Annotated in this window: 20 protein-coding genes and 1 pseudogene; 9 read left to right on the plus strand and 12 right to left on the minus strand. The window is 71.6% G+C overall.

The features are described from left to right. Positions 1 to 105 precede the first annotated feature (105 nt). From AB0N63_RS28070 to AB0N63_RS28085, 4 genes are all read right to left on the minus strand, one after another. Positions 106 to 1,572 (minus strand): hypothetical protein, encoded by a 1,467-nt coding sequence (locus AB0N63_RS28070; RefSeq protein ID WP_365532955.1) that lies wholly within the window; start codon positions 1,570 to 1,572, stop codon positions 106 to 108. Further along, positions 1,562 to 2,143 carry a DUF6114 domain-containing protein gene (locus tag AB0N63_RS28075; RefSeq protein WP_365532958.1) on the minus strand — a complete coding sequence of 194 codons (582 nt, stop codon included), beginning with the start codon at positions 2,141 to 2,143 and terminating at the stop codon, positions 1,562 to 1,564. The genes AB0N63_RS28070 and AB0N63_RS28075 overlap by 11 nt, the downstream gene beginning before the upstream one ends. A gap of 130 nt (positions 2,144 to 2,273) precedes the next feature. Then, on the minus strand, positions 2,274 to 2,951 hold the full coding sequence (locus tag AB0N63_RS28080; RefSeq protein WP_365532961.1) for a DUF6230 family protein: 678 nt from the start codon (positions 2,949 to 2,951) through the stop codon (positions 2,274 to 2,276). A 651-nt stretch (positions 2,952 to 3,602) separates the two neighbouring features. Then, positions 3,603 to 4,574: a tetratricopeptide repeat protein gene (locus AB0N63_RS28085; protein WP_365532963.1), complete on the minus strand. Its 972-nt coding sequence runs from the start codon at positions 4,572 to 4,574 to the stop codon at positions 3,603 to 3,605. 397 nt (positions 4,575 to 4,971) lie between these two features. On the opposite strand from AB0N63_RS28085, the gene AB0N63_RS28090 reads away from it, so the two are divergent. Both AB0N63_RS28090 and AB0N63_RS28095 read left to right on the plus strand, forming a co-directional pair. After that, complete coding sequence (locus tag AB0N63_RS28090; RefSeq protein WP_365532965.1) at positions 4,972 to 5,592, plus strand: TetR/AcrR family transcriptional regulator C-terminal ligand-binding domain-containing protein; 621 nt, start codon at positions 4,972 to 4,974, stop codon at positions 5,590 to 5,592. 158 nt (positions 5,593 to 5,750) lie between these two features. Further along, positions 5,751 to 6,446: a hypothetical protein gene (locus AB0N63_RS28095; protein ID WP_365532967.1), complete on the plus strand. Its 696-nt coding sequence runs from the start codon at positions 5,751 to 5,753 to the stop codon at positions 6,444 to 6,446. A gap of 75 nt (positions 6,447 to 6,521) precedes the next feature. On the opposite strand, the gene AB0N63_RS28100 is transcribed toward AB0N63_RS28095, so the two are convergent. The 6 genes and pseudogenes from AB0N63_RS28100 to AB0N63_RS28125 form a co-directional block, all read right to left on the minus strand. Continuing rightward, a complete protein-coding gene (locus AB0N63_RS28100) occupies positions 6,522 to 6,905 on the minus strand; it encodes a hypothetical protein (RefSeq protein WP_365532970.1) in 384 nt (127 codons plus the stop codon). A gap of 95 nt (positions 6,906 to 7,000) precedes the next feature. Continuing rightward, the gene (locus AB0N63_RS28105) at positions 7,001 to 14,326 is read right to left on the minus strand and encodes a Tox-REase-5 domain-containing protein (RefSeq protein ID WP_365532972.1); all 7,326 of its coding nucleotides are present in this window, start codon (positions 14,324 to 14,326) and stop codon (positions 7,001 to 7,003) included. A gap of 1,055 nt (positions 14,327 to 15,381) precedes the next feature. After that, entirely contained in the window at positions 15,382 to 17,082 is a 1,701-nt protein-coding gene (locus AB0N63_RS28110; RefSeq protein ID WP_365532975.1) for a methylmalonyl-CoA mutase family protein, read from the minus strand. Between the two features lie 129 nt (positions 17,083 to 17,211). Beyond that, positions 17,212 to 17,550 (minus strand): DUF3817 domain-containing protein, encoded by a 339-nt coding sequence (locus tag AB0N63_RS28115; RefSeq protein WP_365532977.1) that lies wholly within the window; start codon positions 17,548 to 17,550, stop codon positions 17,212 to 17,214. Positions 17,551 to 17,690: 140 nt separating this feature from the next. Beyond that, complete coding sequence (locus AB0N63_RS28120) at positions 17,691 to 18,200, minus strand: MarR family transcriptional regulator (protein ID WP_365532979.1); 510 nt, start codon at positions 18,198 to 18,200, stop codon at positions 17,691 to 17,693. A gap of 11 nt (positions 18,201 to 18,211) precedes the next feature. Beyond that, positions 18,212 to 18,474: pseudogene (locus AB0N63_RS28125) on the minus strand (MFS transporter); the annotation flags it as partial. Between the two features lie 169 nt (positions 18,475 to 18,643). Between AB0N63_RS28125 and AB0N63_RS28130 the strand changes: the two are divergent. From AB0N63_RS28130 to AB0N63_RS28155, 6 genes are all read left to right on the plus strand, one after another. Then, complete coding sequence (locus AB0N63_RS28130; RefSeq protein ID WP_365532982.1) at positions 18,644 to 18,988, plus strand: DUF3817 domain-containing protein; 345 nt, start codon at positions 18,644 to 18,646, stop codon at positions 18,986 to 18,988. Continuing rightward, positions 18,985 to 19,278 carry an MTH1187 family thiamine-binding protein gene (locus tag AB0N63_RS28135; RefSeq protein WP_362192941.1) on the plus strand — a complete coding sequence of 98 codons (294 nt, stop codon included), beginning with the start codon at positions 18,985 to 18,987 and terminating at the stop codon, positions 19,276 to 19,278. Before AB0N63_RS28130 ends, AB0N63_RS28135 begins: the two co-directional genes overlap by 4 nt. Positions 19,279 to 19,413: 135 nt before the next feature. Then, positions 19,414 to 20,046 (plus strand): AIM24 family protein, encoded by a 633-nt coding sequence (locus AB0N63_RS28140; protein WP_164390356.1) that lies wholly within the window; start codon positions 19,414 to 19,416, stop codon positions 20,044 to 20,046. Between the two features lies 1 nt (position 20,047). Beyond that, positions 20,048 to 20,698: an AIM24 family protein gene (locus AB0N63_RS28145; RefSeq protein WP_365533105.1), complete on the plus strand. Its 651-nt coding sequence runs from the start codon at positions 20,048 to 20,050 to the stop codon at positions 20,696 to 20,698. A gap of 17 nt (positions 20,699 to 20,715) precedes the next feature. After that, a complete protein-coding gene (locus AB0N63_RS28150; protein ID WP_365533108.1) occupies positions 20,716 to 21,471 on the plus strand; it encodes an AIM24 family protein in 756 nt (251 codons plus the stop codon). Positions 21,472 to 21,566: 95 nt separating this feature from the next. Then, on the plus strand, positions 21,567 to 22,043 hold the full coding sequence (locus AB0N63_RS28155; protein ID WP_365532985.1) for a MarR family transcriptional regulator: 477 nt from the start codon (positions 21,567 to 21,569) through the stop codon (positions 22,041 to 22,043). A 68-nt stretch (positions 22,044 to 22,111) separates the two neighbouring features. Here the strand turns inward: AB0N63_RS28155 and meaB are convergent, their stop codons facing one another. Then, positions 22,112 to 23,068 carry a methylmalonyl Co-A mutase-associated GTPase MeaB gene (gene meaB, locus AB0N63_RS28160; protein ID WP_365532988.1) on the minus strand — a complete coding sequence of 319 codons (957 nt, stop codon included), beginning with the start codon at positions 23,066 to 23,068 and terminating at the stop codon, positions 22,112 to 22,114. Positions 23,069 to 23,188: 120 nt separating this feature from the next. Continuing rightward, positions 23,189 to 24,397 carry an acetyl-CoA C-acetyltransferase gene (locus tag AB0N63_RS28165; RefSeq protein ID WP_365532990.1) on the minus strand — a complete coding sequence of 403 codons (1,209 nt, stop codon included), beginning with the start codon at positions 24,395 to 24,397 and terminating at the stop codon, positions 23,189 to 23,191. A 148-nt stretch (positions 24,398 to 24,545) separates the two neighbouring features. On the opposite strand from AB0N63_RS28165, the gene mce reads away from it, so the two are divergent. Further along, positions 24,546 to 24,986, plus strand: a complete 441-nt coding sequence (gene mce, locus AB0N63_RS28170) for a methylmalonyl-CoA epimerase (protein WP_365532993.1) — start codon at positions 24,546 to 24,548, stop codon at positions 24,984 to 24,986. The last annotated feature ends 44 nt before the right edge of the window (positions 24,987 to 25,030 follow it).

Below are 25,030 nucleotides of genomic sequence, written 5' to 3' on the forward strand. Positions count from 1 at the left end.
AGGCCCGCGTCCCGCGGACGACGGCCGAGGGCGCCCTCCGCACTGCGCGGAGGGCGCCCTCGGTCTTTCCGCGGCTCCCGGACGGGCTTTCGGACGGCCGGCGGCTCAGACGCCGTCGGTCGTGTACTGGTGCAGTCCGGGCACCTTCAGCGTCCCGCCGAACTGGCCGGCCTGCACCACCTTCACCTTGGTGAAGTAGATCAGCGGGATGTCCAGCGGCGGCGGGCTGTCCGGACTGAACGTGATCGGGATCAGCCCGAGCAGGTTGCCGGAGATGCTCTCGGTGTACATCACCGTGTCACCGTCGGTGATGGTGGACGTGGAGCCCTTGGCCGCCTGCACGTGGTACGTCTTGCCCGACAGCTTGTCCTTCACCGTCTGGTGCAGGTCGCCGATGTCGGTGCCGGCCGAGATGACGTACTTCAGCACCTTCTTGACGGTGCCGTTGGCCGTGCGGACCTCCACGATGCCCTTGTAGTGGGCGCCCTTGAGCGTCAGCGAGCTGGCGTCCAGGTACCAGGGGTCGTCCGGCAGCGGGATCTTGTTGTCGACGCCGCCCTCGGCGTCGGTGGCCGCCGGACAGTCCTTCGGGTCCACCGAAGCGCTCGCGGAGGGGCTGGGGCTCGGCGAGGAGGTGGCCTCCTCAGCCTTCTCCTTCGCGTCCTGGGCCTTCTTCTTCGCGTCCTCGGCCGCCTTGGACGCCGTGTCGGTCACGCCCTCGACGGTGTCCTTCACCGTGCCGGCGGCCTTGTCCGCGGTGTCCTTGACGGTGTCGGCCGCGCTCTTGCCGCCGGAGTCGGCGGAGCCGCCCGTGCCCGAACCGCTCTTTCCCGTGCTCGCCGACGGCGAGGCGGAGGCGGACGGGGTGGGCGACGCGCTCGGTGAAGAGGCGGCGCCCGCACCCGGCCCGCCGCCGGTCAGGACGTTCCCGATGCCGTCGACCGTGTCGCCGATCGCGTCACCGATGGCGCCCAGCAGACCGCCGCTCTTCTCGTCGCTCGCCGACGGGCTCGGCGTGGCGCTCGCCGCGCCGCCCCCGGAGCCGGAGGCCGCCGTGCCGCCCTTGTCGTCGGAACCTGAATCCGACGAAGAGGACGTGCCCGAGGCCGCCTTGTCCGACGACGACGTGCCCGAGGCCGCCTTGTCCTGGCCCGCCGTGCCCTGGTCCGCCTCGTCCGGCGAGGACTCCTGCCCCGAACCGGTGGAGGTGGCCGACGGAGAGGGAGTGCTCTCCTTCGCCGACTCGGACGCGCTCGCGGAGGCGGTCGGCGAGGGCGACTGGGAGGACTTGTCCTTCTCCTCCTTCAGCGCCTCCACACAGGCCTGGTAGTCCTCGGCCTTCATCGTCTCGGTGGACGACGCCGCGACCTTGTTGTTGTCGGCCACGGCCAGCGAGGCCGTGAAGCCCATGCCCACGATGACCGCCGTCGGCATCGCCGCCATGGCCATCGCCTTGCCGGCCGGCATGTGGAACCTGGTGAACAGCGGCTTCTTGGGCGCCGCGTGGCGCGGCCCGGTTCTCGCCCGGGCCTCCTCGGGATCAGCCCCCCGGGTCACCTCGTCAGCCGGCACTGTGCCTCCCGTTCGCCCCGTTGGCAGGGCTCGTTCCTGACAGGTCGTTCGCCCCCAGCGCCTCTACGCTCTGGGAGGTACCGCCCTCGCGCACCGTGTCCGCCGCCGGGTCGCCGACGGTCCCGGGCTCGCCGCCCGCCGCCGGTCCGGCCGTCTCGGGGTCCTGCGGCGCGGGCGGCGCGCCCGGCGCCCACGACACGGCCATCGCCCCGCCGATGAGGGCCAAGAGGAAGCCCAGGAGGAAACCGCCGAAGTTGGACACGGGGATGGACACCAGCGCCAGCAGGATCGACGCGACGCCCGCGAAGACCCGGATGTGCTTCTGGAACCAGAGGCTGATGCCCAGGACGACCAGCAGCACGCCGATGATCAGGGAGCCGGCGCCCGCCGTGGTGGACATGGCGAGCGTCAGGTGGCCGAGCTGCAGATGCGCGTACGGGAAGTACATGATCGGAAAGCCACCGAGCAAGACGAACAGGCCGGCCCAGAACGGCCGGGTGCCCCGCCAGGCGCGGAACTGCAGCCTCCGGCGGGTGAACTGGCCGGGTGCGGCAGGAGTCTCGGCGCTCATGGAAAACAGCTCCCTGGTGCGGCGTTGCTGTGGTTGTGGTGCGGTGGTGATGTGGGGGGTTGCCCGGACGCGGCTCGCAAGGGGCGGGGGCGGGGGCGGCGCAATGCCTCCCCCGCCCGTCACCGGGTGCTCAGTAGCACTCGATGTCCTTGCCGCTGCCCCGCTTGAGCGACATGTGCAGCTTCGGGAGCGTGAAGGTGCCGGCGGTGGTCGCCCACGCCGTCGACTGCACGCCGACCAGCTTGGCGGTGTCGGCCTGCTGGGCGAAGCCGTACGGGTTCGCCAGCTCCTTGCCGCCCTTCATGCCGATGCCCTTGCCACCGACGTCGGGCTTGCCCGTGTCCCCGGCGGCCACACCGATGTCGATGTTGCCGAACTGGGCGTATCCGGTGGTGTTCAGGTCGGAGACGTCCATGTAGAGCTTGCCGGCCGAGACCTGCCCGCTCTCCTGGTCGCTCTTGCCCGCCGTCAGTTTCAGCGTGATCGTGCCGACGAACGGCAGGTTCGGCGTGACGACCGACTGGCACAGGTTCTTGATCGTCGCCTTTTCGAACGACGAGACCGCGACCTCGTGGTGGACCTGCTCACCCGTGAGCGTGTAACCGGAGTCGATCGCCCCGTACTGCGTGAACTTCGTGCCGTTGAGTTCGTCGGCCGTGACCTTGAACTCCTGGCCCGACACGCTGAACGACGCGGCGAGCGCACCCTGTGCGAGGGCGACGCCTATCGCTGCCGTCGCGGCGACGCTGGGCACCATGACCACAGCGAACCGCTTCCATCTGGTCCCGCCACGCACCTGGGACTCCATATTGTTCCTCCTTCTCGGACGTACATCTCCTGGCCTCGGCTCGCCCCGGGTTCGGCGGCTCGGCCGGGCAGGGATGGGAGAAGTGCTACGTCCTCGGGAAGGAGAGCGCCCGCGCTCGGCGGCGCGAACCGCGCCCGAATCACCGGCGATCACCCCCGAGCGACAACCACTGGTCGCGCCTGACACGCATCACGCACAACCTTGCTGGACAGGCTTCACCGAGCGGCGAAGACCCCCCTGCCCAAGGGCCGGCGCCACTGCCGTCGGCCCTGCCCGGTGGGGACCCAGAAGGCCCGTGACCCGGCCGGCTGCCGGGGATACGGGGAATGGACCGAGCGTCGCCGATCGTGGTGCATTCTCGCCGCCCGCACAAGGGGGTTCGTTACTCGCTAGTAACGGCCCGATAACCGGGGTACGACTCACCGGTCCCGGACGGCGACACACGGTTGCAACATAGGCCAGGGCAAAACTATTGATCCCTGGACGAAAGAGGGCAGGAACCTACCCCCGACTTACTCGCAGTAACAGCGGCCGCGTTTGCCAAGTTTTGGCAAAGCGCGGCCGCTGTGACGACGCGGCGGCAGATCTTTCACCCGGACACCACACGCCCCGCCCCGCGGCGGCCGCTCGGCGCGGTGCCCCTGACCGGGGTCAGAACAGGGCTCGGGCCAGTGCCCGGCGTGCCCCCGCCACCCGCGGGTCGTCGGCCCCGACGACCTCGAACAGCTCCAGCAGTCTCAGCCGCGCCGCGTCCCGGTCCTCACCGGCGGTGCGCCGCACGGTGTCGATGAGCCGGCCGAAGGCGTCCTCCACATGACCGCCCACCAGATCCAGGTCGGCGGCGGCGATCTGCGCCGGCACGTCGGCCGGCCGCTCGGCGGCCTCCTGACGGACCTTCTGCGGGTCGAGGCCCTGCACGCGCTGGAGCAACTCGGCCTGCGCCAGACCCAGTTTCGCCTCGGGGTGCGCCGGGTCGTCGGCCAGCACGTTCTTGTACGCCTGGACCGCGCCGGCCATGTCACCGGCGTCCAGCGCCTGCGCCGCCGCGTTCAGCAGGGCGTCGTACGGGCCCTCCTGGGGCTGCGCGGGCGCCTGGCCGCCCGGCTCCGCCTCCGGATCGACGACCAGACCGGTCAGCCCGAACCGCTGCTCGGCGACCTGCACCAGCTGGTCAAGCGTCTGGCGGATCTGCGCCTCGCCCGCCGCGCCCTGGAACAGCGGCAGGGCCTGGCCGGCGACGACCGCGAACACCGCGGGGATCCCCTGGACCCCGAACTGCTGCATCAGCAGCTGGTTGGCGTCGACGTCGATCTTGGCGAGGAGGAAGCGCCCGTTGTACTCGACGGCCAGCCGCTCCAGCACCGGGCTCAGCTGCTTGCAGGGCTGGCACCACTCGGCCCAGAAGTCGATGACGACCGGTACCTCTGCGGAGCGCTGCAGGACATCGCGTTCGAAGCCGGCTTCGTCGACGTCGATGACGAGATCGGCCGGGGAGACGGCGCCGGTTCCGCCCTCCCGCGCCGCTTGGGCGCGCGCCTGCTCCGCCTTCGCCTTGGCCTCCTGGGCCGCCTTCACCGCGGCGAGGTCGACGACTCCGCTCATGGACATGTTCCGTGGCTGCATGCGTCTATCCTCCCCGTTCCACGTGTCGAAGTGAAAACCGCTCGAAAGCCCGACCGTACGGGCGTCCGGTCCCCACCGGACGCCGGATGCGGAACCGGCGTCTCGCTTCTGCTGTTGTCGCCCCCGGGCCCGGCCGGATCGGCGGTGCGGCCCGGCGGTCGCCGCGTGCGGCCTGTGCGGCCGGCGGCGGACCGCGGTGGTACTGCGCCGTAGTGCTGTGCTGCTCCGGTACTGCGGTGCTGTGGCGTGCTGGTCTGCGTGTGGTCGTCGCTCGGCGCGGGGCGATGCCCACGCTTTCGCTACGACCCGTAGCGTAATGGCACCGAGTGCCTCCGCGAAACGGATTCCCGGTGATCTCCCTCACGACCGCACGGAATCCGCCGGTTATGGTCGGGACATGCACAGTCGCACCCCGTCGCCCGCCGCCCGCGCCGGCCGCCCGCGCAGCGCGACCGCGGACGCGGCGATCCTGGCCGCCACCCGGGCGGCCCTGGTGGAACTGGGCTGGTCCAAGCTCACCCTCGGGGACGTGGCCATGCGCGCCGGGGTCGCCAAGACCACGCTGTACCGCCGTTGGGCGGGCAAGAACGAGCTGGTCGTGGACGCGGTGGCCGAGCTGTTCGACGAGCTCCGGGTGCCCGACCGCGGCAGCCTGGCCGCCGACATCGAGGGCGTGGTCCTGCAGTTCGCGGCGATCCTGGCCCGCCCGGAGGCGCGCAGCGGCCTGATGGCGGTCGTCGCCGAGTCGACCCGCGACGACGCGCTGCGGGAGCGCATCCGCGCCTCGATCGTGGAGCGGCAGAAGCGGCTGGTCCTGGAGGGCCGCGCCCGTGCCCAGGCCCGCGGCGAACTCCCCCCGGAGGAGGACCCCGCCGCAGCGGCCCGCACGGTCGACCTGATCTTCGACGTGGTGGCCGGCGCGGTGGTCCACCGCACCCTGGTCAGCGCGCAGCCGGCGGACGAGAAGTGGATCGGGAGCCTGGCTCGGCTCCTGCTCGACGGGCTGGCCCACGTCTGAGCCGCGGTGCACCGGCGCGAAAGAGGCATGCGGACGGAATTCCCGCGCCTCGCAGAACGGCCGCCCGCCGAAGCGATCCCGTAAGATCATTCCGCTCGTGTGAGGCCCGTACCGATACTCAGGGACATCCCGTGATATCTCGAAGAACCATTTCCGCCGTGCTCGCTCTTCCTCTCGTCGCACTGGCGTCCGCCTGCAGTACGGACAAAGACGACGATGCCGCGCGGAAGAGTCCCGCACCCACCGCCTCGCCCACGTCCGACAGCGAGAAGAAAGCCACCGTCGAGGCTGAGCGGATCGGCGCGGTACCCCCGGCGGAACTGCGCCGGGCCGCATTGAACGGCAAGAGCAACGGATTCCAGTGGAAAGAGGTCCCCGAGAGCGAGGTGAAAGCGGGCCTGGGCATGAAGGCGGACCCCGCCGAGTGCCAGCCCTTGGCCAGCCTGGCGGGCGGCACCACCAGCATCGAGCCCGTGAGTCTCGTGCACCGCTCGCTGGAACCGACCGAGGCCAAGAACGCCACCGTGGGCTCCATGTGGCTGGCCTCGCACTCCAAGAAGAACGCCGAGCGGGTGATGAAGGACCTGCACACCGCCCTGAAGAAGTGCCCGAAGGGCTTCAAGACCCTGGGCCTGACCTACCAGTCCGTGAAGCAGCTGGACGAGCCCGACCTGGGGGACGAGGCGGTGGTCTACCGCCTGACGAACGTCGTCGGCAAGCAGTCGATGCCCATGACGTTCACGGTGGTGCGCAAGGGTGGCCTCATCGCCGCCTTCTACGGGGTCAACATGCTGGACGAGAAGAACTCCCGCATCCCGCAGCCGGTCGTCGAGGCCCAGCTCGAGCAGCTCTGAAGGCGGTACGCGGGAACCGCCGGAGGTGCGCACCGCGGTGCGGCCCGGATCGGGGCCGCACCGCGGTGCGGAGCCTCAGTGGTCGCCGATCGCCCGCTCCAGACCCGGCCCCGTCATCTCGATGACCACGGCCGAGTCCCGCAGTCCCTCCGGCAGGTCCGCGCGCCGTTCCTCACCGCTCACCAGGACCCCGTCCGGAAGGAGGACGGCCGCGCCCAGGCGGTTGGCCAGTTCGGCGACGATGTCCAGGAATCCGCCGGGCGGGAAGCGGTCGACGCTGACGCCGTCGGCGCTCACGTTCACCTCCGCCTCGCCGCCGTCGGCTGCCCGGACCAGCAGTTCCCCCGCGTCCCAGTCCCCGTTCACGACGTGCGGCTCCAGCACTTCCCTGGTCGCCGGCCCGTCGAGCGTTTCCGCCTCGCCGTCGGCGAACCGGTGCAGGGAGAGTCCGTATCCCATATGCGCTCTTCCAACTTTCTCGTGCGCCGGACGGGAACGGCGATCGCCTCCGCTCCGGGCGGCGATCACCATTCCCCCTGTCCAGCATTTACCTGTTACGGCGTGTAGACGACGGTAATGCTCGTGATGCCCTCCTTCTTCAGCATTTCCTTGAACAAGGGAACGACGGCGGCCTCGGAACAGTGCCAGACGATCGGGATGCCGTGCCGCTGGAATGCCTTGTCCTGCCGCTTGGCCTCATCGAGTCCAGCCTTCCACCAGGTGTAGAACTTGCCGGTCTTCTTGTCGATGAACCCGAGGTATCCGTTCTTCGCGTCGAGCAGCTTCCCGTCCTTGAAGCCGTCGAACTTCACCCACCCGGACTTCGTGTCCGCGGTGAGCCGGTACACCATTCCCTTGGGTGTGCCGGTGACCCGCATCTGGTAGGCCAGCGCGGCCGCGGACATGTTCTCGTTCTCGGCCTTCCACTCGCCCGGACCGGTGAGGTCGGCCCAGCAGCCGGCCGCGGTCGCCGACACCGACGTCGACGCCATCCTGAGGGAGAGCGCGGCCTTCGGCTTCACGGGGCAGGCCGTGGCGAAGTCCTCGAAGGCGTCGACCGTCTCCTCGAGCTTCGCCAGGGTCGCCGGATCGATCTTGTCCAGGCCCTTCAGCGCGGTGTACGCGTCCCGGACCCCGACCCCCGTCTGCATCGCGGCGTCCAGCGCCCGGATACCCTCGACGATCTTCTCGAAGGCCTTGCCGGGGATGAAGTTGGACGCCGCCCAGGCGCAGCCGCTGAGGCTTCCGTGCCTGCAGTCGATGAAGTCCTGGACGAGGATCTGCTTGCCGATCTCCAGGTAGGTCTTCAGCAGCCCCTTGAGGATGTCCGCCTGGGTGAAGGTCTGGGTGACGTCCTTCTCCAGGCCCTTGAACGGTTGCGAGTACAGGAACAAGGTGTCCGACGCGGGACACCCCGACTCGGTGGCGGGAACGTCCGGGTTCGTGCAGAGGTAGTAGTCGACCGTGACGTCGAGCGTGTACGTGAACGTCACGGTGCAGCTCGTACCGAAGCCCGGTGGGAGTTCACAGGGCTTGTCCTGCTGGACGTCGGTCACCTTCAGGGTGTCCTCGTCCATGACGTAGAACGTGCCGCCCAGCCCGGCGACCGAGCCGTCCATCACCTGCTGATTGGCCGACGCGCGTTCGGTGCGGTCCGCGGCGGAGGCCGCCTCGTCCGCGTACTCCTGCGCGTGCTCGGCGGCCGTCTCGGCGGCCGACGCGTCCTTGTCGGCCCGCACGGCGTCGGAGTGCGCACGCTGCGCTGAGCCGTCCGCCTCCGCCGCTGCGGTCCGGGCGCTCGCCGCGTCCTTCTCCGCCTCGTCGGCGGCCGCGTCCGCGGCGTACGCGGCGGACTGGGCCTCGTTGGCGGCGAAGGTGGAGTAGACCGCGTCCTCGCCCGCTGCCGTCGCGTACTGGTCGGCCGCGGCGTCGGACTTCTTCGCCTGCTCGGCGTACTGGTGTGCCTCGCCGGCGGAGGCGAGCGCGCGCTGAGCAGCCTTCTGGGCCCGTACCGTGTCCGCCGCCGCATCGGCCGCCGCCTGGGTGGCCGCCCGGGCGTCGGCCGCGGCGCCGTCGGCGAGCGCTTGCGCCTTCGTCGCCGCCGCCTCGGCCTCGGCGGCCTTCGCCGCCGCGGCCGACGCCTGCTGCTCGGCGATCGGCTTGGAGATCTGGCCGGTGAGGACCGCGAAGGCGGCGGAGACGTCCGTCTCCTGATAGGGAGTGCCCAGCGCGATGGCCTCGTCGGCCGGCCGGACGACCGCCGTCGCGGCGTCCCGTGCCGCCGCGGCGGCGTTGCCCGCCGCCAGGGCGTGGCCCGCCGTGACGGCCGCCGACTCCGCGGTGGCCGTGGCGGAGGCCCGGGCGGCCCGTGCGCGCGTCTGGGCCTGGGCCGACGCGGCCTCTGCGACGGCGGCCTGCTGCTGCGCCTTCGTCGCGTCCCCGGCGGCGGCCTCCGCCTCGTCGATGGCCTCCGCCGCGGCCGCGTGCGCCGTCTGCGCGGCCGCGAAGGCGACCCACCAGGCGTCCCAAGCGGCCTCGGACGATGCCGTGGCGCGAGCCGCTGCGGACTCGGCGCGGGTGGCGGCGGCCCGGGCGTTGCTCGCCGCCGTGGTCGCCTCGTCCGCGGCGTTGTGGGCCGCGATGGCCGCGGCCTGCGCCGTGTCCGCCGCCGCCCATGCCTCGTCGGCGGCGGCCCGCGCCGCTCCGGCGGCGTCCGTGCCCTCGGCCGCCGCGGCGGCGGCCTCCAGGGCAGCCGCCCGTGCCTCCATGGCCTTCTGCGCCTGCTCGGCGTCGTAGGCCTTGTTGCGGGCGGTGCGGGCATCGGCCTCGGCCCGCTCCGCCGTCTTGCGTTTGTCGGCCGCGGTGTCCGCCGCGGCCGCCGCGGCGCTCTCGGCCGCCGCGGCGTTGCCGCGCTCGGTCTGGGCCCGCTGCTCGGCCTCGTGTGCCTTGGCCCGCTCGCTCTCCGCGACGGCCTTCTGGGCCACCGCTTCCGCCCGGGCCCGTTCGGCATTCGCCCGCTCGGCCTGTGCGGTGGCGGCGGCGGACTTGGCCTCCGCCTCCGCCTGGGCGGCGGTCGCTGCCGCGCTCTTGGCGTTGGCGGCGTGCCGCGCGGCGGACGCGGCCAGCGCGTCGGCCGAATCGGCCGCGACCTTCGCTTGGTGGGCGGCTTCCTCGGCGGCGATGCGCTGGAACTCGGTGTCCAGGGCGTGCGCCTCGGTCTGGGCCAGGGCCAGCAGGGCCTTGGAGTCCTCGACCGTGGCGGTGGCCGCCTCGAGCGTGGTCTCGGTGGCCTTCGCCGCCGCTTGCGCCGCCGCGCTGGAGGCGCGGGCGACCTGCACCGACTGCTGGGCGTACATCAGTCCCCGGCCGCGTGGCACCTCGGCCGCGTCCGCGATCGCCCAGGCGTCCTCCTGGGCGTCCACCGCGCGCTGCGCGGCGGCGGCCGCCGCCGCGGAGTGGGCCTTGGCCGACGCCGTCAGCGCGGAGACCTTGCCCCGGGCCGTGGCGAGGTCCGCCTTGGCCTTGTCGTACAGAGCCTGGCCGGGTTTGAAGATGTCGTCCGGGTTCGCGGCCAGCGTGTCGTGCCAGACGCGCTGCCAGGTCAGGATCTGCTCCGCGCGCCAGGCCTGTCCGATGGCCTCGATCATGTCGTCGGTGGCCGCGCGGGTCTCGGCCGACGCGTCCGCCTCCGCCTGCATGATCACGGCGCGGGGAGCGGCCTGGCCGGCGTACTCCGCCTCCCATTCGGTGTATGCCTGCGCGGTCACCGCGGCCAGCTTGTTGCGCGGGTCCTCGGGCTCCTGGTGGTCGCACGTGGCCCAGGCCTGCTTGAGGTTCTCCACCTCGACGCGGAACTCCGGCGAGCCCTCCGCCGGGGCCTCGGTGAGGAAGCCGCCGTGCCGCAGGTACGACGCGACGTCGCTGGCGGTGGTGCCGCCCGAGTAGTGGGTGTTGCCGACCTCGCCGTCCTTCAGCATCTGGTCGGCGGCCCAGTCGTACCAGGAGTCCTTGCCGCGGTTTTCCTCGGTGATCTGCCGGGCGCGGGCGATGGAGTCGGCGCTGGCGTTGCTGTGTCCGTCCCAGCCCAGGCGGCTGGATATCTGCTCCTGTGTGAACAGCGTGAACTGGAGCACGTCCTGGTCGAACGCCGGCACGTGCCAGTCCATGTCGTCGCTGAAGAACGCCGACTGCGCGTACGGCTTGTTCGCGTCCTCCAGCGCGGTCTCACGGGCCTTCAGCCGGTCCCGGTAGTCGAAGGCGGCCTGCCTGTCACGGCTACGCGCCTGGCCCAGTGGTTCGAGGCCGATCCAGCCGATGTCGCCGACGCTCTCGCGCAGTTCGGCGTCGGTGCCGGACAGCGCCTCGATGGCCTCGGCCTTCATCTCCGGGCCGCCCGCGTGCAGCGCGACGCCGGCGACGCACCGGTCCCTGCGAGGCGTGCTGCGGACCTCGCCGATCAGCGCGGTCAGTTCGTTCAGCTTGCGCAGCGCGTCGTCCGCGTCCGTGAACACCTGCCGGATGCCGGTGCTCACCTGCTCGATCGCCGCGGCGAGCGCCGGAACGCGGCCCACGATCGCGACGGAGGCGGGGAGATCGACCAGTGCCCAGAGGCAGCCGTCCACGTCGGCGGCGGTGAGGCACTTCTTGACGGCGGCCACGCCGAGCTGGTCGAGCAGGATCTGCCCGCCGTTGGCCGCGGTCCACTCGAGGATGTCGACCGAGACGGCGGCGTAGGCCACCCGGTAGTCGTCCACGCAGCTCCGGCCGCACTTGGCCAGCAGGATGCCCTCCTGCTGGTCGGTCAGCTCCGGCCAGGAGGAAGGCCCGCCCGGGATCGGGTAGTTACCCTCCTGGAGCGCCTTCTTGTGCTCCTCCTCGTTGCGTTCCCGCTGCTTCTGCTCGGCCTGTTCGGCAGCCTCCTCGGCCGCCGTGCTGTCGGTCTGTGCGTCGGAGGCGCGGTCCTCGGCCCGCTTGGCATCCTGTTCCGCCTGGCCGGCCTTCTGGTGCGCCTCGGCCGCGTCCTTCTCGGCTCGCCCGGCGCTCTCGCCGGCCTTGAGGGCGTCCCGTTCCGCATCGGTGGCTTCCCGGTCGGCCGCCCCGGCGACGGAGTCGGCGTCATCGGCGGTCTGCTGCGCGCTCAGCGCGTCGTCGCCCGCCTGCCGGGCCTGGTCGGCGGCCGAGTCAGCCGCCTGCTTGGCTCCCTCCCCGGCCTCGGCCGCGGACTGGGCCGCAGTCTGGGCGCGGGTCACCGCCGCGGTGGCCCGGACCGAGTCGGCCGCGGCCTGGGCCGCCGCCTGCGCGGCCAGCTTCTTGTCACCCTCCGCCTGCTCGGCCAGCCGCTCGGCGTCGGCCGCGGCCCGCTGGGCCTCGGCGGCCTTGGCTGCGGCGGCGGCGGCCTGCTGCTCGGCCAGCGTCTTGGCGGACTGGCCGGTCAGCACGGCGAAGGCCGCGGCGCCGTCGGTCTCCTGATATGGCGTCCCGAGCGCGACGGCGTCGGTGGCCGCGGCCACCGCCTTCGCCGCGCTGTCACGGGCGGCCAGCGCGGCCTGGCCCACGGCGTACGCGCGGCCGGCGGTGACGCCGGCGGACTCCACGGCCTTCGCGGCCTCGACCACGGCGGACGCGGCCTCGTCACCGGCTCGCTTGGCCAGCGTGGCGGCGTGGTCGGAGGCGGCCGCAGCGTTCCGGGCCCGGAGTGCCGCGTCCTGCGCCTTGTCCAGCGCCGTGGCCGCCGTGGCTCGCGCGGTGGCGGCCGCGCTCGTCGAGGCCAGGTAGGCGGACCAGGCGGAGCCGGCGTCGGCCTGCGCCCGGGCGGCGGCGCCCTCCGCCTTGGTCGCCGCCGTACGGGCCGACACCGCGGCGGCGGTGGCGGCATCGGCGGCGGAGCGGGCGGTGGCGGCCGCCTCGGCGGCCTTGCCGGAGGCCTGCTGCGCCTGGTCGGCGGCCTGCCGCGTCTCTTGCGCGCTGGCTGTGCCGGCGGCTGCTGCAGCGGCGGCTTCCAGGGCGGCGGCGCGGGCCGCGGCCGCCTGCCGGCCGCGTTCGGCGGCAACCGCCTTCTCGCGAGCCGCCTGGGCTGCCGCGGCCTTCTCGTCGGCCGTCTTCCTCTTCTGCGCGGCGTCGTCCGCGGCCGTGGCTGCGGTTTCCTTCGCCGTGTTCGCGGTGGTCCTCTGGGTCCCGGCGCGCGTCTCGGCCTCGGCCGCTTTGGCGCGCTCGCCTGCGGCCTCGGCGCGTGCCGCGGTGGCGGTGGCGTACTCCATCTCGGCCGCGACCCGCTGGGTCTGCGCGGTGGCGGCCTGCTGCCGGGCCGTCTCCTGCTTCGCCTTCGCCGTCGACTCGGCGGACCGGGCGGCGGCCGCGTCCTTCTGTGCGGCCTGCGCGTTGCTCTCCGCGCTGTCGGCGGCGGCCTTCGCCTGAGCGGCCGCCTCCTGTGCGGCGACCCGGCGGAACTCGGTGTTGAGGGCGTGGGTCTCGGTCTCCGCCCGCGACAGCAGCGTACGGCTGTCGCCGACCGTCGCGTCGGTGGCGTCGCGGGCCGTGGCCGTGGCCTCGGCCGCCGCCTGCGCGGCCGCGGCCGAGGCACGGGTCACCTGGACCGACTGCTGGGCGTACATCAGCGCCCGACCACGCGGCACGTCGGCGGCGTCGGCGATGGCCCACGCCTCCTGCTGCGCGGTCACGGCCCGCTCGGAGGCCTGGGAGGCCTGAGCGGCGTGACTGCCGGCCGACTGCGCCAGCCGGTCCACCTCGGCCCGGGCGGCGGCCAGGTCGGCGTCGGCCTGCTCGTACAGTTCCGGTGCGGGCTTGAACAGGGACTCGGGGTCGTCGGCGAGTTCCTCGGCGACCACCTTGCGCCAGGTGAGGATCTGGTCGGCGCGCCAGGCCTGCTGGATGGCCTGGACCATGTCGTCGGTGGCCGCGCGGGTGTGGGCCGCCGCGTCGGCTTCCGCCTGGATGATCTCGTTGCGCTGGGCGGCCTGGCCGGCGTACTCCTGCTCCCACTCCGCCCGCGCGGTCGCGACCGGGCCGTTGAGGGCTCGGGTGCCGTCCAGCGGGTTCTGCCAACTGCACTCGGACCAGGCCTTCTTCAGGTCCTCGACCATGATCCGGTACGCGGCGCTGCCCTCGGCGGGCGCCTGGGTCGGGAACCCGCCGTACCGCAGGTAGGCGGCGATGTCGGCGGCCGTGGTGCCGCCCGCGTACTCGGTGTCGTAGACGTCGTCGTCCTCGAAGGACCAGGCGGCGACGAAATCGTTTGTGGCGTTCTTGCCCTCGTTCTCCTCGGTGATCTCCCGGGCCCGGGCCACCGCCTCGGGGCCGGCGTTGCTGTGCCCGTCCCAGCCGAGCCTCCAGGCGAGCTTCTCCTGCGTGGACAGGGTGAACTGGAGCACGTCCGCGTCGAACTCCGGGATGTGCCAGTCCATCTCGTCGCTGTAGAACGCGTTGGAGGCGTAGGGCTTGTTGCCCTCTTCCAGGGACGAGTTGCGGGCCGCGAGTTCGTCCCGGTAGTCAAGGGCGGCCTCATGGTCCTCGTCGCTCGCCTGTCCCAGCGGTCCCAGGCCGATCCAGCCGACGTCACCGACGACGGCACGCAACTGGTCGGCGGTGCCGGACAGGCCCTCGACGGCCTTGGCCTTCATCTTGGCGCCGCCCGCGTGCAGCGCCACGCCAGCGAGGCAGCGGTCCTCGCGCACGGTCGCACCCACGGGGTTGCGGAACAGGCTCGGCTGATCCTCCTCCTGCGTGTCGGCGGCGGCGGGAACAACGCTCAGGAGGCTGGTGAGGACGGCCGCTGCGGCGGCGAAGGCCGTCCCGGCCGTTGCCCTCTCCAGGGTTCGTCTTCTTCGGCGCCGGCGTCTGCCGACGTCCGCTGTCCATGACATGTGGTCTGTCCAACTCTTCGGAGGTGACGACAGCGTCCATTCATGGACATGACAGAACTGACGGCGGTCGCCACCGCCCAGGGGGACGGCGCCGCGCCGTCACCCTCATCCCAGGAACGGACGACCGCCCGACTGTGTGGGCCACATGACGCGCCGTCAGGTCGCCATCACAACTGGCGGCGCGTGCGCCCGAACGACGATCTCACGTGCGGGTTCACCATCGGAAGCCCAAATGATCTTCGCGAAGGGAGCAAGATCCATCCAACAGCAGGCAAAATGATCACAGAATTCCCGCAAGAGTTACCCCCTCGAGATCTCACCGGGAGCATCCCGGCCAAGTGACCTCGTCCGCGGGAGACGCGCGTGGGAAGGGGGACCGCGAGGGCGACTTCCGCCCGGCACCGCCGTGGGCGAGCGGCCGCCTGTGGCGAGTCGGCGACGGCGGAGCCCGAGGACGGGCCATGAGCGTCCGCTGCGATCACGGCGGGCCGCGGGCCGCGCCGGGCGCCCGGAGCCGTGCCCCTCCCGGATGCCGGAGGGGCGTTCGCACGGGCTCCGTGACCGGTGACGGACGACGTCACCGCCGGCGAAGGCAGGCGGCGGCGTCCTCGCCGGGGGGCGACTGGCCGACGAGCGGGCAGGGCGGTCGGCTGTGCGGATGCACCGGGGAAACTCTCGCGCAGCGCAGCTCGGCGCGGCACGGTGCAGCGCAGCTCGGCGCGGCACGGCGCGGTGCCACGCGGCTGACGGGCTCGGGCGGGGCCGCCGTCCGGATCAGGCCGGGCCGCCCGGCCGAAGGGTGCGCCGGCGCGACCCGCGGCCTGCCCGCGGAGACCACGGGGCGACCTGGAGGAAACCCTCTGGGGCGCCCCTTAGGAGAGACCGCGCGGGGCATCCGGCGGCAACCCGCAGGGCACCCTGGCGGAAGCCCCGGGAGCGGCCCGGAGGAAACCCGCAGGACCGCGTCCCAGAGGAAGCTCGCGGATGCCCCGCTCGAAGATCTCCGGGGCGACCCCAAGGGAACCGCAGGGTGCCCGGAGGGGGGACGAGACGGCCTAGAACCCGGCGGGCTCCGTGTACACCCCCCACTCCTCCCGCAGCACCCCGCAGATCTCCCCGAGCGTCGCCTCCGCCCGCACGGCCTCCAGCATCGGCTCGATCATGTTCGACCCGTCACGAGCCGCCGCGAGCATCGCGTCCAACGACGCCCGCACCGCCCCCTCGTCGCGCTGCGCCTTCCGCGAGGCGAGCACTCGCACCTGCTCCCGCTCCACCTCGTGACTCACCCGCAGGATCTCCAGATCCCCCGTCACCGACCCGGTGTGCGCGTTGACCCCGACGACCCGCTTGTCGCCCTTCTCCAGCGCCTGCTGGTACCGGAACGCCGACTCCGCGATCTCCCCCGTGAACCACCCGTCCTCGATCCCCCGCAGAATCCCGGACGTGATCGGCCCGACCGGGTGACGCCCGTCCGGGTGAGCCCGCAGCCCGCGTTCCCTTATCTGCTCGAAGATCTTCTCCGCGTCCGCCTCGATCCGGTCGGTCAGCTGCTCGACGTACCAGGAACCGCCCAGCGGATCGGCCACGTTCGCGACCCCGGTCTCCTCCATCAGCACCTGCTGCGTGCGCAGCGCGATCTCCGCGGCCTGCTCGCTGGGGAGCGCGAGGGTCTCGTCGAGGGCGTTGGTGTGCAGCGAGTTGGTGCCGCCGAGCACCGCCGCGAGCGCCTCCACGGCCGTCCGCACGACGTTGTTGTACGGCTGCTGCGCGGTGAGCGAGACTCCGGCGGTCTGCGTGTGGAAACGCAGCCACTGCGCCTTCTCGGACTTCGCGCCGTACACGTCCCGCATCCAGCGGGCCCAGATCCGGCGCGCGGCGCGGAACTTGGCGATCTCCTCGAAGAAGTCGACGTGCGCGTCGAAGAAGAAGGACAGCCCGGGCGCGAAGACGTCCACGTCGAGACCGCGGCTGAGCCCCAGCTCCACGTATCCGAAGCCGTCCGCGAGGGTGTACGCCAGCTCCTGCGCCGCCGTGGCCCCGGCCTCGCGGATGTGGTACCCGGAGACGGACAGCGGCTTGTACGCCGGGATGCGGGCGGCGCAGTGCTCCATCAGGTCGCCGATGAGGCGCAGGTGCGGCTCGGGCTGGAAGAGCCACTCCTTCTGCGCGATGTACTCCTTGAAGATGTCCGTCTGGAGCGTGCCGTTGAGGACGCCGGGGTCCACGCCCTGGCGCTCGGCGGCGACCAGGTACATGCAGAAGACGGGCACGGCGGGACCGCTGATCGTCATCGAGGTGGTGACGTCGCCGAGCGGGATGTCCTTGAACAGGACCTCCATGTCGGCCGCGGAGTCGATGGCGACGCCGCAGTGGCCGACCTCGCCCAGGGAGCGCGGGTCGTCGGAGTCGCGGCCCATCAGCGTCGGCATGTCGAAGGCGACGGAGAGGCCGCCGCCGCCGTTGCCGAGGATCATCTTGTAGCGCTCGTTGGTCTGCTCGGCGTTGCCGAATCCGGCGAACTGCCGGATGGTCCACGTCCGCCCCCGGTAGCCGGTCGGGTACAGGCCGCGCGTGAAGGGGTACTCCCCCGGCCAGCCGATCCGCTCGAAGCCCTCGTAGGCGTCCCCGGGGCGGGGGCCGTAGACGGGATCGACGGGATCGCCGGAGAGAGTCGTGAAGTCTGCGTCGCGCTTGCGCGCGGCGTCGTACCGGGCCTGCCAGCGGCGGCGGCCCTCTTCGATGGCGTCAGCGTCCATACCCTCGAATTTACTAGGACGTCCTAGTAAATGTCGACGGGTGACCGCCGTACGCGTGATGACGTACGGCGGTGAGAGGCGCGGTGACGCATCGCCGGGGCGCTGTCGCGCCGCCGCGGGGCGGTGCCGCTACGCCTCGGCGGCCACCGGCGCGGGGGCCTCGACCTTGGCCTCCAGCTCGCGGCTGATCCTGCGCTCCACGAAGAAGGCCGCGGTGGGGACGGTGCCGGCCAGCAGGACCCACAGCTGCTTGGCGACCGGCCACTTCGCCTTGGAGCCCAGATCGAAGGCGACCACCAGGTAGATCACGTACAGCCAGCCGTGCGCGATGCCGATGACGGTGGTGAACTTCGCGGCCCCGTCGATCTGGAGACCGTACTTGGCGATCACGCCGAGGGTCAGCAGGACCAGCAGCACGCCGGTGACGTAGGCCATGACGCGGTAGCGGGTCAGCACGCTCTTCTTCATGCCGACGAGCGTAACCGCCCGTTCCGGGAGATCTTGCCCCGGGTCGCCCGGGCGCGGCGCTCGCGCCGGGGCGCGAAGCGGACCTCACGCCGGGCGGCGCACTTCGTTCACGTGCGACCCGGGTGTGGTTCGGATGCCGCTCACGACTCGTCGAAGTCGTGTGCCGCCACCCGCAGGGGTCTCAGCATGGCGAAGATCTCCGCGCACTCCTCCGCGTCGTACGCGCCCAGGCCGAAGTCCATCGCCATCAGGTCGCGGGTGGCCGACTCCACGACCTCGCGGCCCTTGTCCGTGATCACGGCGAGCGTGCCGCGGCCGTCGTTCGGGTTGGGGCGCTTGGCCACCAGGCCGGCGGTGACCAGGCGGTCCACGGTGTTCGTCACGGACGTGGGGTGCACCATCAGCCGCTCGCCGATCTTCGACATCGGCAGCTCGCCCGCCTTGGAGAAGGTGAGCAGCACCAGGGCCTCGTAACGGGCGAACGTCAGTCCGTACGGCTTGACCACCGCGTCGACCTCGGCCAGCAGGATCTGGTGGGCGCGCATGATCGAGGTGATCGCCGCCATGGACGGCACGTTTCCCCAACGCTGCTTCCACAGCTCGTCGGCGCGGGCGATGGGATCGAACGGGAGACTGAGGGGCTTCGGCACGGCATCAGACCCTACCCGCCGGTCATATCGCGGTCAGCCCCGTCTCGCCTGTCGGTCCTCGGGGCCGCCACGGCCAGGGCCGCGCGGGACGCCGCCCCCAGGGCGCCCGCCCCCGCACCGTCGCCGTCACACCAACGACCTCCGCCGCCACGCCCGCCAGGGCCGCGCCCACGTCCTGGACCGGGCGCGCCGTGAGCAGCGTCATCGCCCTGCCCGGCAGGTCCTCCGGTGCCGCCGCCACGCACCACTGGTCCAGGCCCGGCGTGTACGCCGCCCGCTGCCGCTGTGCGGCGGGTGCGGGGTGGTGGGGGCCGCCTGGCGCGTGGGGCTGGGGCGGGGTCGACCCCCTCCTGGGGCGGCTTCGCCGGTTTGCCACAATGGACGGACCCTTGTGCCTGCGTTCACAAAGCCGGGCTCCGTGTCTCTCCCACCGAAGGTGACCCGTGGACATCAAGACAGCCTCCGCCCTCCGCCGCCTCCGTCTGGTCTCCGCGCCCGAGGCGGTGAGCTTCATCCTGCTGCTGGTCTGCTCGGTGCTGAAGCGCACCACGGACTTCAACGGCGTGCCCGTGATGGGCTCGATCCACGGCATCCTGTTCGTCCTGTACGTGCTGTTCTGGGCCGACGCCTGGAACCGCACCAAGTGGCCCGTCAAGACCGCCGCCCTCTACTTCGTGCTGTCGGTGCTGCCCACCGGCGGCTTCTTCGCCGAGCGCAAGCTCAAGCGTGAGGCCGAGGACGCGGTGATCGCCTCCCGTGCCCGCCGCGAGGGGGTCGTGAACGCGTGATCGTCGCCTTCTCCGTCACCCCGCTCGGCGTCGGTGAGGACGTCGGCGAGTACGTGGCCGACGCCGTCCGCGTGGTCCGCGAGTCCGGGCTGCCCAACCGTACCGACGCCATGTTCACCTCGATCGAGGGCGAGTGGGACGAGGTCATGGACGTGGTCAAGCGTGCCGTGGCCGCGGTGGAGGCCCGGGCTCCCCGGGTCTCCGTCGTCCTCAAGGCCGACATCCGGCCGGGTGTCACGGACGGTCTCACCAGCAAGGTGGAGACCGTGGAACGGCATCTGGCCGGCTAGCCCGGGCCCCTGGGGGGCCGGACGGGGCTTTCGGAACACGCTCTTCAGTGCCCCTAGGGGACTAGTGGGGGATCTCTCCACCCCGTGGGGCCTGTCCGTTCCACCCGGTTCGCCGCTACCTTCACATCTGTGGCGATGTTCCGACTTCAAGGCAGCAGGGTGCTCGCCGTCGACATGACCGGGGACGCCGTGAAGGCGAAGAACGGCTCGATGGTCGCGTACGACGGGCAGATGGCCTTCAAGAGGCTGACCGGTGGGGGTGACGGGCTGCGCGGGATGGTGACGCGGCGGCTCACCGGTGAGCAGATGACCGTGATGGAGGTGCGGGGGCAGGGGACGTGCTGGTTCGCCGACCGGGCGTCCGAGATCAATCTGGTGGAGCTTCGGGGGGACAAGCTCTTCGTCGAGTCCAGCAACTTGCTCGCGACCGACGGGGGGCTCAGGACCGGGACCTCGTTCACCGGGCTGCGGGGGGCCTCTCAGGGGAACGGGCTGTTCACCACGACCGTGGAGGGGCACGGGCAGGCGGCGATCATGTCGGACGGGCCGGCCGTGGTGCTGCGGGTCAGTCCGCAGTACCCGCTGACCGTCGACCCCGGCGCGTACATCGCGCACCAGGGCAACGTCCGGCAGTCCTTCCAGTCCGGAGTGACCTTCCGCACCTTCCTCGGTGAGGGCGGCGGGGAGGCCTTCCAGATCCGGTTCGAGGGCGACGGGCTCGTGTACGTGCAGCCCAGCGAGCGGAACACGATCGCGGGGGATGTGTGACATGGGCTTCCGGGAGATCAACTCGAAGATGGTCGAGGCGACCGTCGCGCCGGGGCAGCGGCTGTTCAGCCAGCGCGGCGCCATGCTGGCGTACAAGGGCGACGTCTCCTTCACGCCCAGCATCCAGGGCGGTCAGGGCGGCGTGATGTCCATGATCGGGCGGCGGGTCGCGGGCGAGGCGACGCCCCTGATGAGCGTGGAGGGCAGCGGCACCGTGTTCTTCGGGCACGGCGGCCACCACATCCAGGTCATCACCCTCTCGGGCGACACGCTCTATGTGGAGGCGGACCGGCTGCTCGCCTTCGAGGGCACCCTCCAGCAGGGCACGATGTTCATGGGCTCGCAGGGCGGGGTGATGGGCATGGTGCGCGGGCAGGTGACAGGCCAGGGCCTGTTCACCACCACGCTCAAGGGGCACGGCGCGGTCGCCGTGATGGCGCACGGGGGCGTGCTGGAGATCCCGATCAGCCCGCAGCGGCCGGTGCACGTGGACCCGCAGGCCTACGTCGCCCACCACGGGGACGTGCGCAACAAGCTGTCCACCGCCCTCGGGTGGCGGGAGATGGTGGGGCGGGGTTCCGGCGAGGGGTTCCAGCTGGAGCTGAGCGGCACCGGCGTCGTCTATGTCCAGGCCTCGGAGGAGAAGCTGTGAGCGTCGTGCACGACCCGATGACTCTGCCGGCCGACGACAACGTGAACGCCTACACCTTCTGCGTGGAGCTGAAGGGGAGCCAGTGGTTCCTCCAGAAGGGGAAGATGATCGCCTACTACGGGGCGATCGAGTTCAACGGCGTCGGGCACGGCCGGCTGGACCGTCTGGTGCGGACTTCCTTCCATTCGCCTCTGCACGCGAGTGACTGGGTGGTGGCGGAGGGCTCGGGCAAGATGCTCCTCGCCGACCGGGCCTTCGATGTGAACTCCTACGACCTGGACGAAGGCAACCTGACCATTCGCTCGGGCAACTTGCTTGCTTTTCAGCCAAGTCTCGCCCTCAAGCAGTCGATCGTGCCGGGGTTTCTGACCCTGATCGGAACCGGAAAGTTCGTGGCCGCGTCAAACGGTCCGGTGGTGTTCATGGAACCCCCGATCCGGGTGGACCCCCAGGCGCTCGTCGGCTGGGCGGACTGCCCCTCCCCGTGTCATCACTACGATCATGGGTACCTGACCGGGGTGATGGGCGGTCTACGTGCGATGACGGGGCTCGGCGGGGCGTCCGGGGAGGAGCATCAGTTCGAGTTCGTGGGGGCCGGGACGGTGCTGCTCCAGTCGTCCGAGGCGCTCATGCCGGAGCTGGCCGCGGGAGCGGTTCCACAGGAGCCCGGAGTACCCGGTGGCACGGGCGGCTCCGGGGGGCACGGGGCGCACGCCGGCGCACCGCGTCTTCCCGGACAGCTGGGGGACCTCCAGCGTCGCTTCGGGCTGTGAGCGGTAGTCTGCGGAGTGTGACGGCTCGAACGCGTGCGCACCGTCACACCACCCCTCACTCGTTCGCTTTTCAACTTCTTAGGTAGACTTCATACATGGAGACCGAGACGGCCACGCGCTGGCTGACGGATGCGGAGCAGTGCGCCTGGCGCACCCACCTGGAGGTCAACAGGCTGTTGTCCTACCAGCTCGAAAAGGATCTGCAGCCGTTCGGCCTGACTATGAACGACTACGAGATCCTGGTGAATCTGTCCGAGTCCGAGGACGTACGGATGCGGATGAGCGACCTCGCGTCCGCCACCCTCCAGTCCAAGAGCCGCCTCTCGCACCAGATCACCCGCATGGAGAACGCCAACCTGGTGCGCCGTGAGAACTGCGAGTCCGACCGCAGAGGACTGTACGCCGTCCTCACCGAGCACGGCATGGAAACCATGCAGAAGGTCGCACCGCACCACGTGGCGTCCGTGCGCAGGCACTTCATCGACCTGCTGGACCCCGAGGCGCTCGCCGAGCTGGACAAGGCCCTGAAGCCGATCGCCGAGCATCTGCGCGGGCAGCGCGGGCGCCCCTGAGGCGCCCCCACGACGCGGGAGGGGGCGGGGACTCGATGAGTCCCCGCCCCCTCCCGCGTCCTCGTCGCTCAGGACTCCGTGAGGCCCGCGACCAGTTCGTCGGCCGCCCGGTACGGGTCCAGTTCGCCGGCGACGATGCGGTCCGCCAGGGCGCTGAGACGGCGGTCGCCGTGCAGGTCGCCGATGCGTTCGCGCAGGGCCGTGACAGCGATGGTCTCCACCTCGCGGGCCGCGCGGGCGCGCCGCCGCTCGGCGAGCACACCACGCTCCTCCATCCAGGCCCGGTGCTTCTCCAGGGCCTCCACGACCTCGTCGACGCCCTCGGCGCGCGCCGCCACCGTCTTCACGATGGGCGGCCGCCAGTCCCCCGGGCCGCGGGCCTCGCCGAGGCCCAGCATGTGGTTGAGCTCGCGGGCGGTGGCGTCCGCGCCGTCCCGGTCGGCCTTGTTGACGACGTAGACGTCGCCGATCTCCAGGATGCCGGCCTTGGCCGCCTGGATGCCGTCGCCCATCCCGGGGGCCAGCAGGACCACGCTGGTGTCCGCCTGGGAGGCGATCTCCACCTCCGACTGGCCCACGCCCACCGTCTCGACCAGGATCACGTCGCAGCCGGCCGCGTCCAGCACCCGGATCGCCTGCGGGGCGGCCCAGGCCAGGCCGCCGAGGTGGCCGCGCGTGGCCATCGAGCGGATGTAGACGCCCGGGTCGGAGGCGTGGTCCGACATCCGGACCCGGTCGCCGAGCAGCGCGCCGCCGGAGAACGGCGAGGACGGGTCGACGGCGAGGACGCCGACCCGCTTGCCCTGCTTGCGGTACGCCGTCACCAACGCCGAGGTGGACGTCGACTTGCCGACGCCCGGGGAGCCGGTGAGGCCGACGACGTAGGCGTTGCCGGTCAGCGGGGCGAGGGCCGCCATGACCTCCCTCAGCTGCGGGGACGCCCCCTCCACGAGGGAGATCAGCCGGGCCACGGCCCGGGGCCGGCCTTCCCTGGCCTGGGCCACCAGAGAGGAGACGTCCTGCATCACAGCTCCGTTCACATGATCCGCGTGATCTGCGTGGTCCGCCGGCCCGGTCCGCGGGTCGCGGACGCGGACCGGGGCGGTCGAGGGGTGGGTGCGGGGTGGGTCCGCGCCCCGGTGTCCTTAAGCCTTCGGCACGCGGACGATCAGGGCGTCGCCCTGGCCGCCGCCGCCGCACAGCGCCGCCGCGCCCACGCCGCCGCCGCGCCTCTTGAGCTCGAGGGCCAGGTGGAGCACCAGACGGGCGCCGGACATCCCGATCGGGTGACCCAGGGCAATGGCACCACCGTTCACGTTCACCCGTTCCGTGGACACGCCGAGGTCCTTCATTGACTGCACGGCGACGGCGGCGAACGCCTCGTTGATCTCGATCAGGTCGAGGTCCGAGACCTCCAGGCCCTCCTTCTTCAGGGCGTGCAGGATCGCGTTGGAGGGCTGCGACTGGAGGGAGTTGTCGGGTCCGGCCACGTTGCCGTGGGCGCCGATCTCGGCGATCCAGTCCAGGCCCAGCTCCTCGGCCTTGGCCCTGCTCATCACGACCACGGCCGCCGCGCCGTCGGAGATCTGCGAGGCGGAGCCGGCGGTGATCGTGCCGTCCTTGGCGAACGCGGGACGCAGCTTGCCGAGCGACTCGACCGTGGTGTCGCCCCGGATGCCCTCGTCCTTGCTGAACAGCACCGGGTCGCCCTTGCGCTGCGGGATCTCCACCGGGGTGATCTCGGCCTCGAACAGGCCGTTCTTCTGCGCGGCGGCGGCGCGCTGGTGGGACAGGGCGGCGATCTCGTCCTGCTCGGCGCGGCCGATGCCCAGGCGGGTGTTGTGCTTCTCCGTCGACTCGCCCATGGCGACGCCCTCGAAGGAGTCGGTCAGACCGTCGTACGCCATCGCGTCGAGCATCTCGACGGCGCCGTACTTGAAGCCCTCGCGGGACTTGGGCAGCAGGTGGGGGGCGTTGGTCATGGACTCCTGGCCACCGGCGACGACGATGTCGAACTCGCCCGCGCGGATCAGCTGGTCGGCCAGCGCGATGGCGTCGAGGCCCGACAGGCACACCTTGTTGACGGTGAGCGCCGGGACGCTCATCGGGATGCCGGCCTTGACCGCGGCCTGGCGGGCGGGGATCTGGCCCGCGCCGGCCTGGAGCACCTGGCCCATGATCACGTACTGCACCTGGTCGCCGCCGATCCCGGCGCGGTCGAGGGCGGCCTTGATCGCGAAGCCGCCGAGGTCGGCTCCGGAGAAGGACTTCAGCGAGCCGAGCAGCCGGCCCATGGGCGTGCGCGCGCCCGCGACGATCACCGAGCTGGTCGTACCGGGAGTTCCAGAAGACATGAGCTGCGATCCCCTTACCGGCCTGCACAGCCGAGGAGTGAACGAGGGTTTACTTCGAATGTACTGAGCGGTACTTCGCCCGTCATCGGCCTTTCGGTGTGATCGCGCGCACGTTGCGTAACCACCGCCGTGGCGCTGCACTGAAACCATGCTGACGCGAATCGACCACATCGGGATCGCCTGCCACGACCTCGACGCCACCGTCGAGTTCTACCGGGCCACCTACGGTTTCGAGGTGCTCCACACCGAGATCAACGAGGAGCAGGGCGTGCGGGAGGCCATGCTCAAGATCAACGAGACATCCGACGGCGGGGCTTCCTACCTGCAACTGCTGGAGCCCACCCGCGAGGACTCCGCCGTCGGGAAGTGGCTGGCGAAGAACGGGGAGGGCGTCCACCACATCGCCTTCGGCACGGCGGACGTGGACGCGGACGCCGCGGACATCCGCTCGAAGGGCGTACGCGTTCTCTACGACGAGCCGCGCCGCGGCTCCATGGGGTCCCGGATCACCTTCCTGCACCCCAAGGATTGTCACGGTGTCCTGACAGAACTGGTCACTTCAGCGGCTGTTGAGTCGGCCGAGCACTGACCCTCGTACATAAGGGCCGGTAGGGTTGGGGGCGGTCGTACCCG

Origin of the sequence: Streptomyces sp. NPDC093260 (genome assembly GCF_040683715.1) — a bacterium.
GTDB lineage: Bacteria > Actinomycetota > Actinomycetes > Streptomycetales > Streptomycetaceae > Streptomyces > Streptomyces sennicomposti.

What these genes read in the sequence shown, in the direction of transcription:
- AB0N63_RS28075 (WP_365532958.1), bottom strand. Translation starts at nt 2,143, where the DNA reads ATGAGCGCCGAGACTCCTGCCGCACCCGGCCAGTTCACCCGCCGGAGG.
- AB0N63_RS28080 (WP_365532961.1), bottom strand. Translation starts at nt 2,951, where the DNA reads ATGGAGTCCCAGGTGCGTGGCGGGACCAGATGGAAGCGGTTCGCTGTG.
- AB0N63_RS28085 (WP_365532963.1), bottom strand. Translation starts at nt 4,574, where the DNA reads ATGCAGCCACGGAACATGTCCATGAGCGGAGTCGTCGACCTCGCCGCG.
- AB0N63_RS28090 (WP_365532965.1), top strand. Translation starts at nt 4,972, where the DNA reads ATGCACAGTCGCACCCCGTCGCCCGCCGCCCGCGCCGGCCGCCCGCGC.
- AB0N63_RS28100 (WP_365532970.1), bottom strand. Translation starts at nt 6,905, where the DNA reads ATGGGATACGGACTCTCCCTGCACCGGTTCGCCGACGGCGAGGCGGAA.
- AB0N63_RS28105 (WP_365532972.1), bottom strand. Translation starts at nt 14,326, where the DNA reads ATGTCATGGACAGCGGACGTCGGCAGACGCCGGCGCCGAAGAAGACGA.
- AB0N63_RS28110 (WP_365532975.1), bottom strand. Translation starts at nt 17,082, where the DNA reads ATGGACGCTGACGCCATCGAAGAGGGCCGCCGCCGCTGGCAGGCCCGG.
- AB0N63_RS28115 (WP_365532977.1), bottom strand. Translation starts at nt 17,550, where the DNA reads ATGAAGAAGAGCGTGCTGACCCGCTACCGCGTCATGGCCTACGTCACC.
- AB0N63_RS28140 (WP_164390356.1), top strand. Translation starts at nt 19,414, where the DNA reads ATGTTCCGACTTCAAGGCAGCAGGGTGCTCGCCGTCGACATGACCGGG.
- AB0N63_RS28145 (WP_365533105.1), top strand. Translation starts at nt 20,048, where the DNA reads ATGGGCTTCCGGGAGATCAACTCGAAGATGGTCGAGGCGACCGTCGCG.
- AB0N63_RS28150 (WP_365533108.1), top strand. Translation starts at nt 20,716, where the DNA reads ATGACTCTGCCGGCCGACGACAACGTGAACGCCTACACCTTCTGCGTG.
- AB0N63_RS28155 (WP_365532985.1), top strand. Translation starts at nt 21,567, where the DNA reads ATGGAGACCGAGACGGCCACGCGCTGGCTGACGGATGCGGAGCAGTGC.
- meaB (WP_365532988.1), bottom strand. Translation starts at nt 23,068, where the DNA reads ATGCAGGACGTCTCCTCTCTGGTGGCCCAGGCCAGGGAAGGCCGGCCC.
- AB0N63_RS28165 (WP_365532990.1), bottom strand. Translation starts at nt 24,397, where the DNA reads ATGTCTTCTGGAACTCCCGGTACGACCAGCTCGGTGATCGTCGCGGGC.
- mce (WP_365532993.1), top strand. Translation starts at nt 24,546, where the DNA reads ATGCTGACGCGAATCGACCACATCGGGATCGCCTGCCACGACCTCGAC.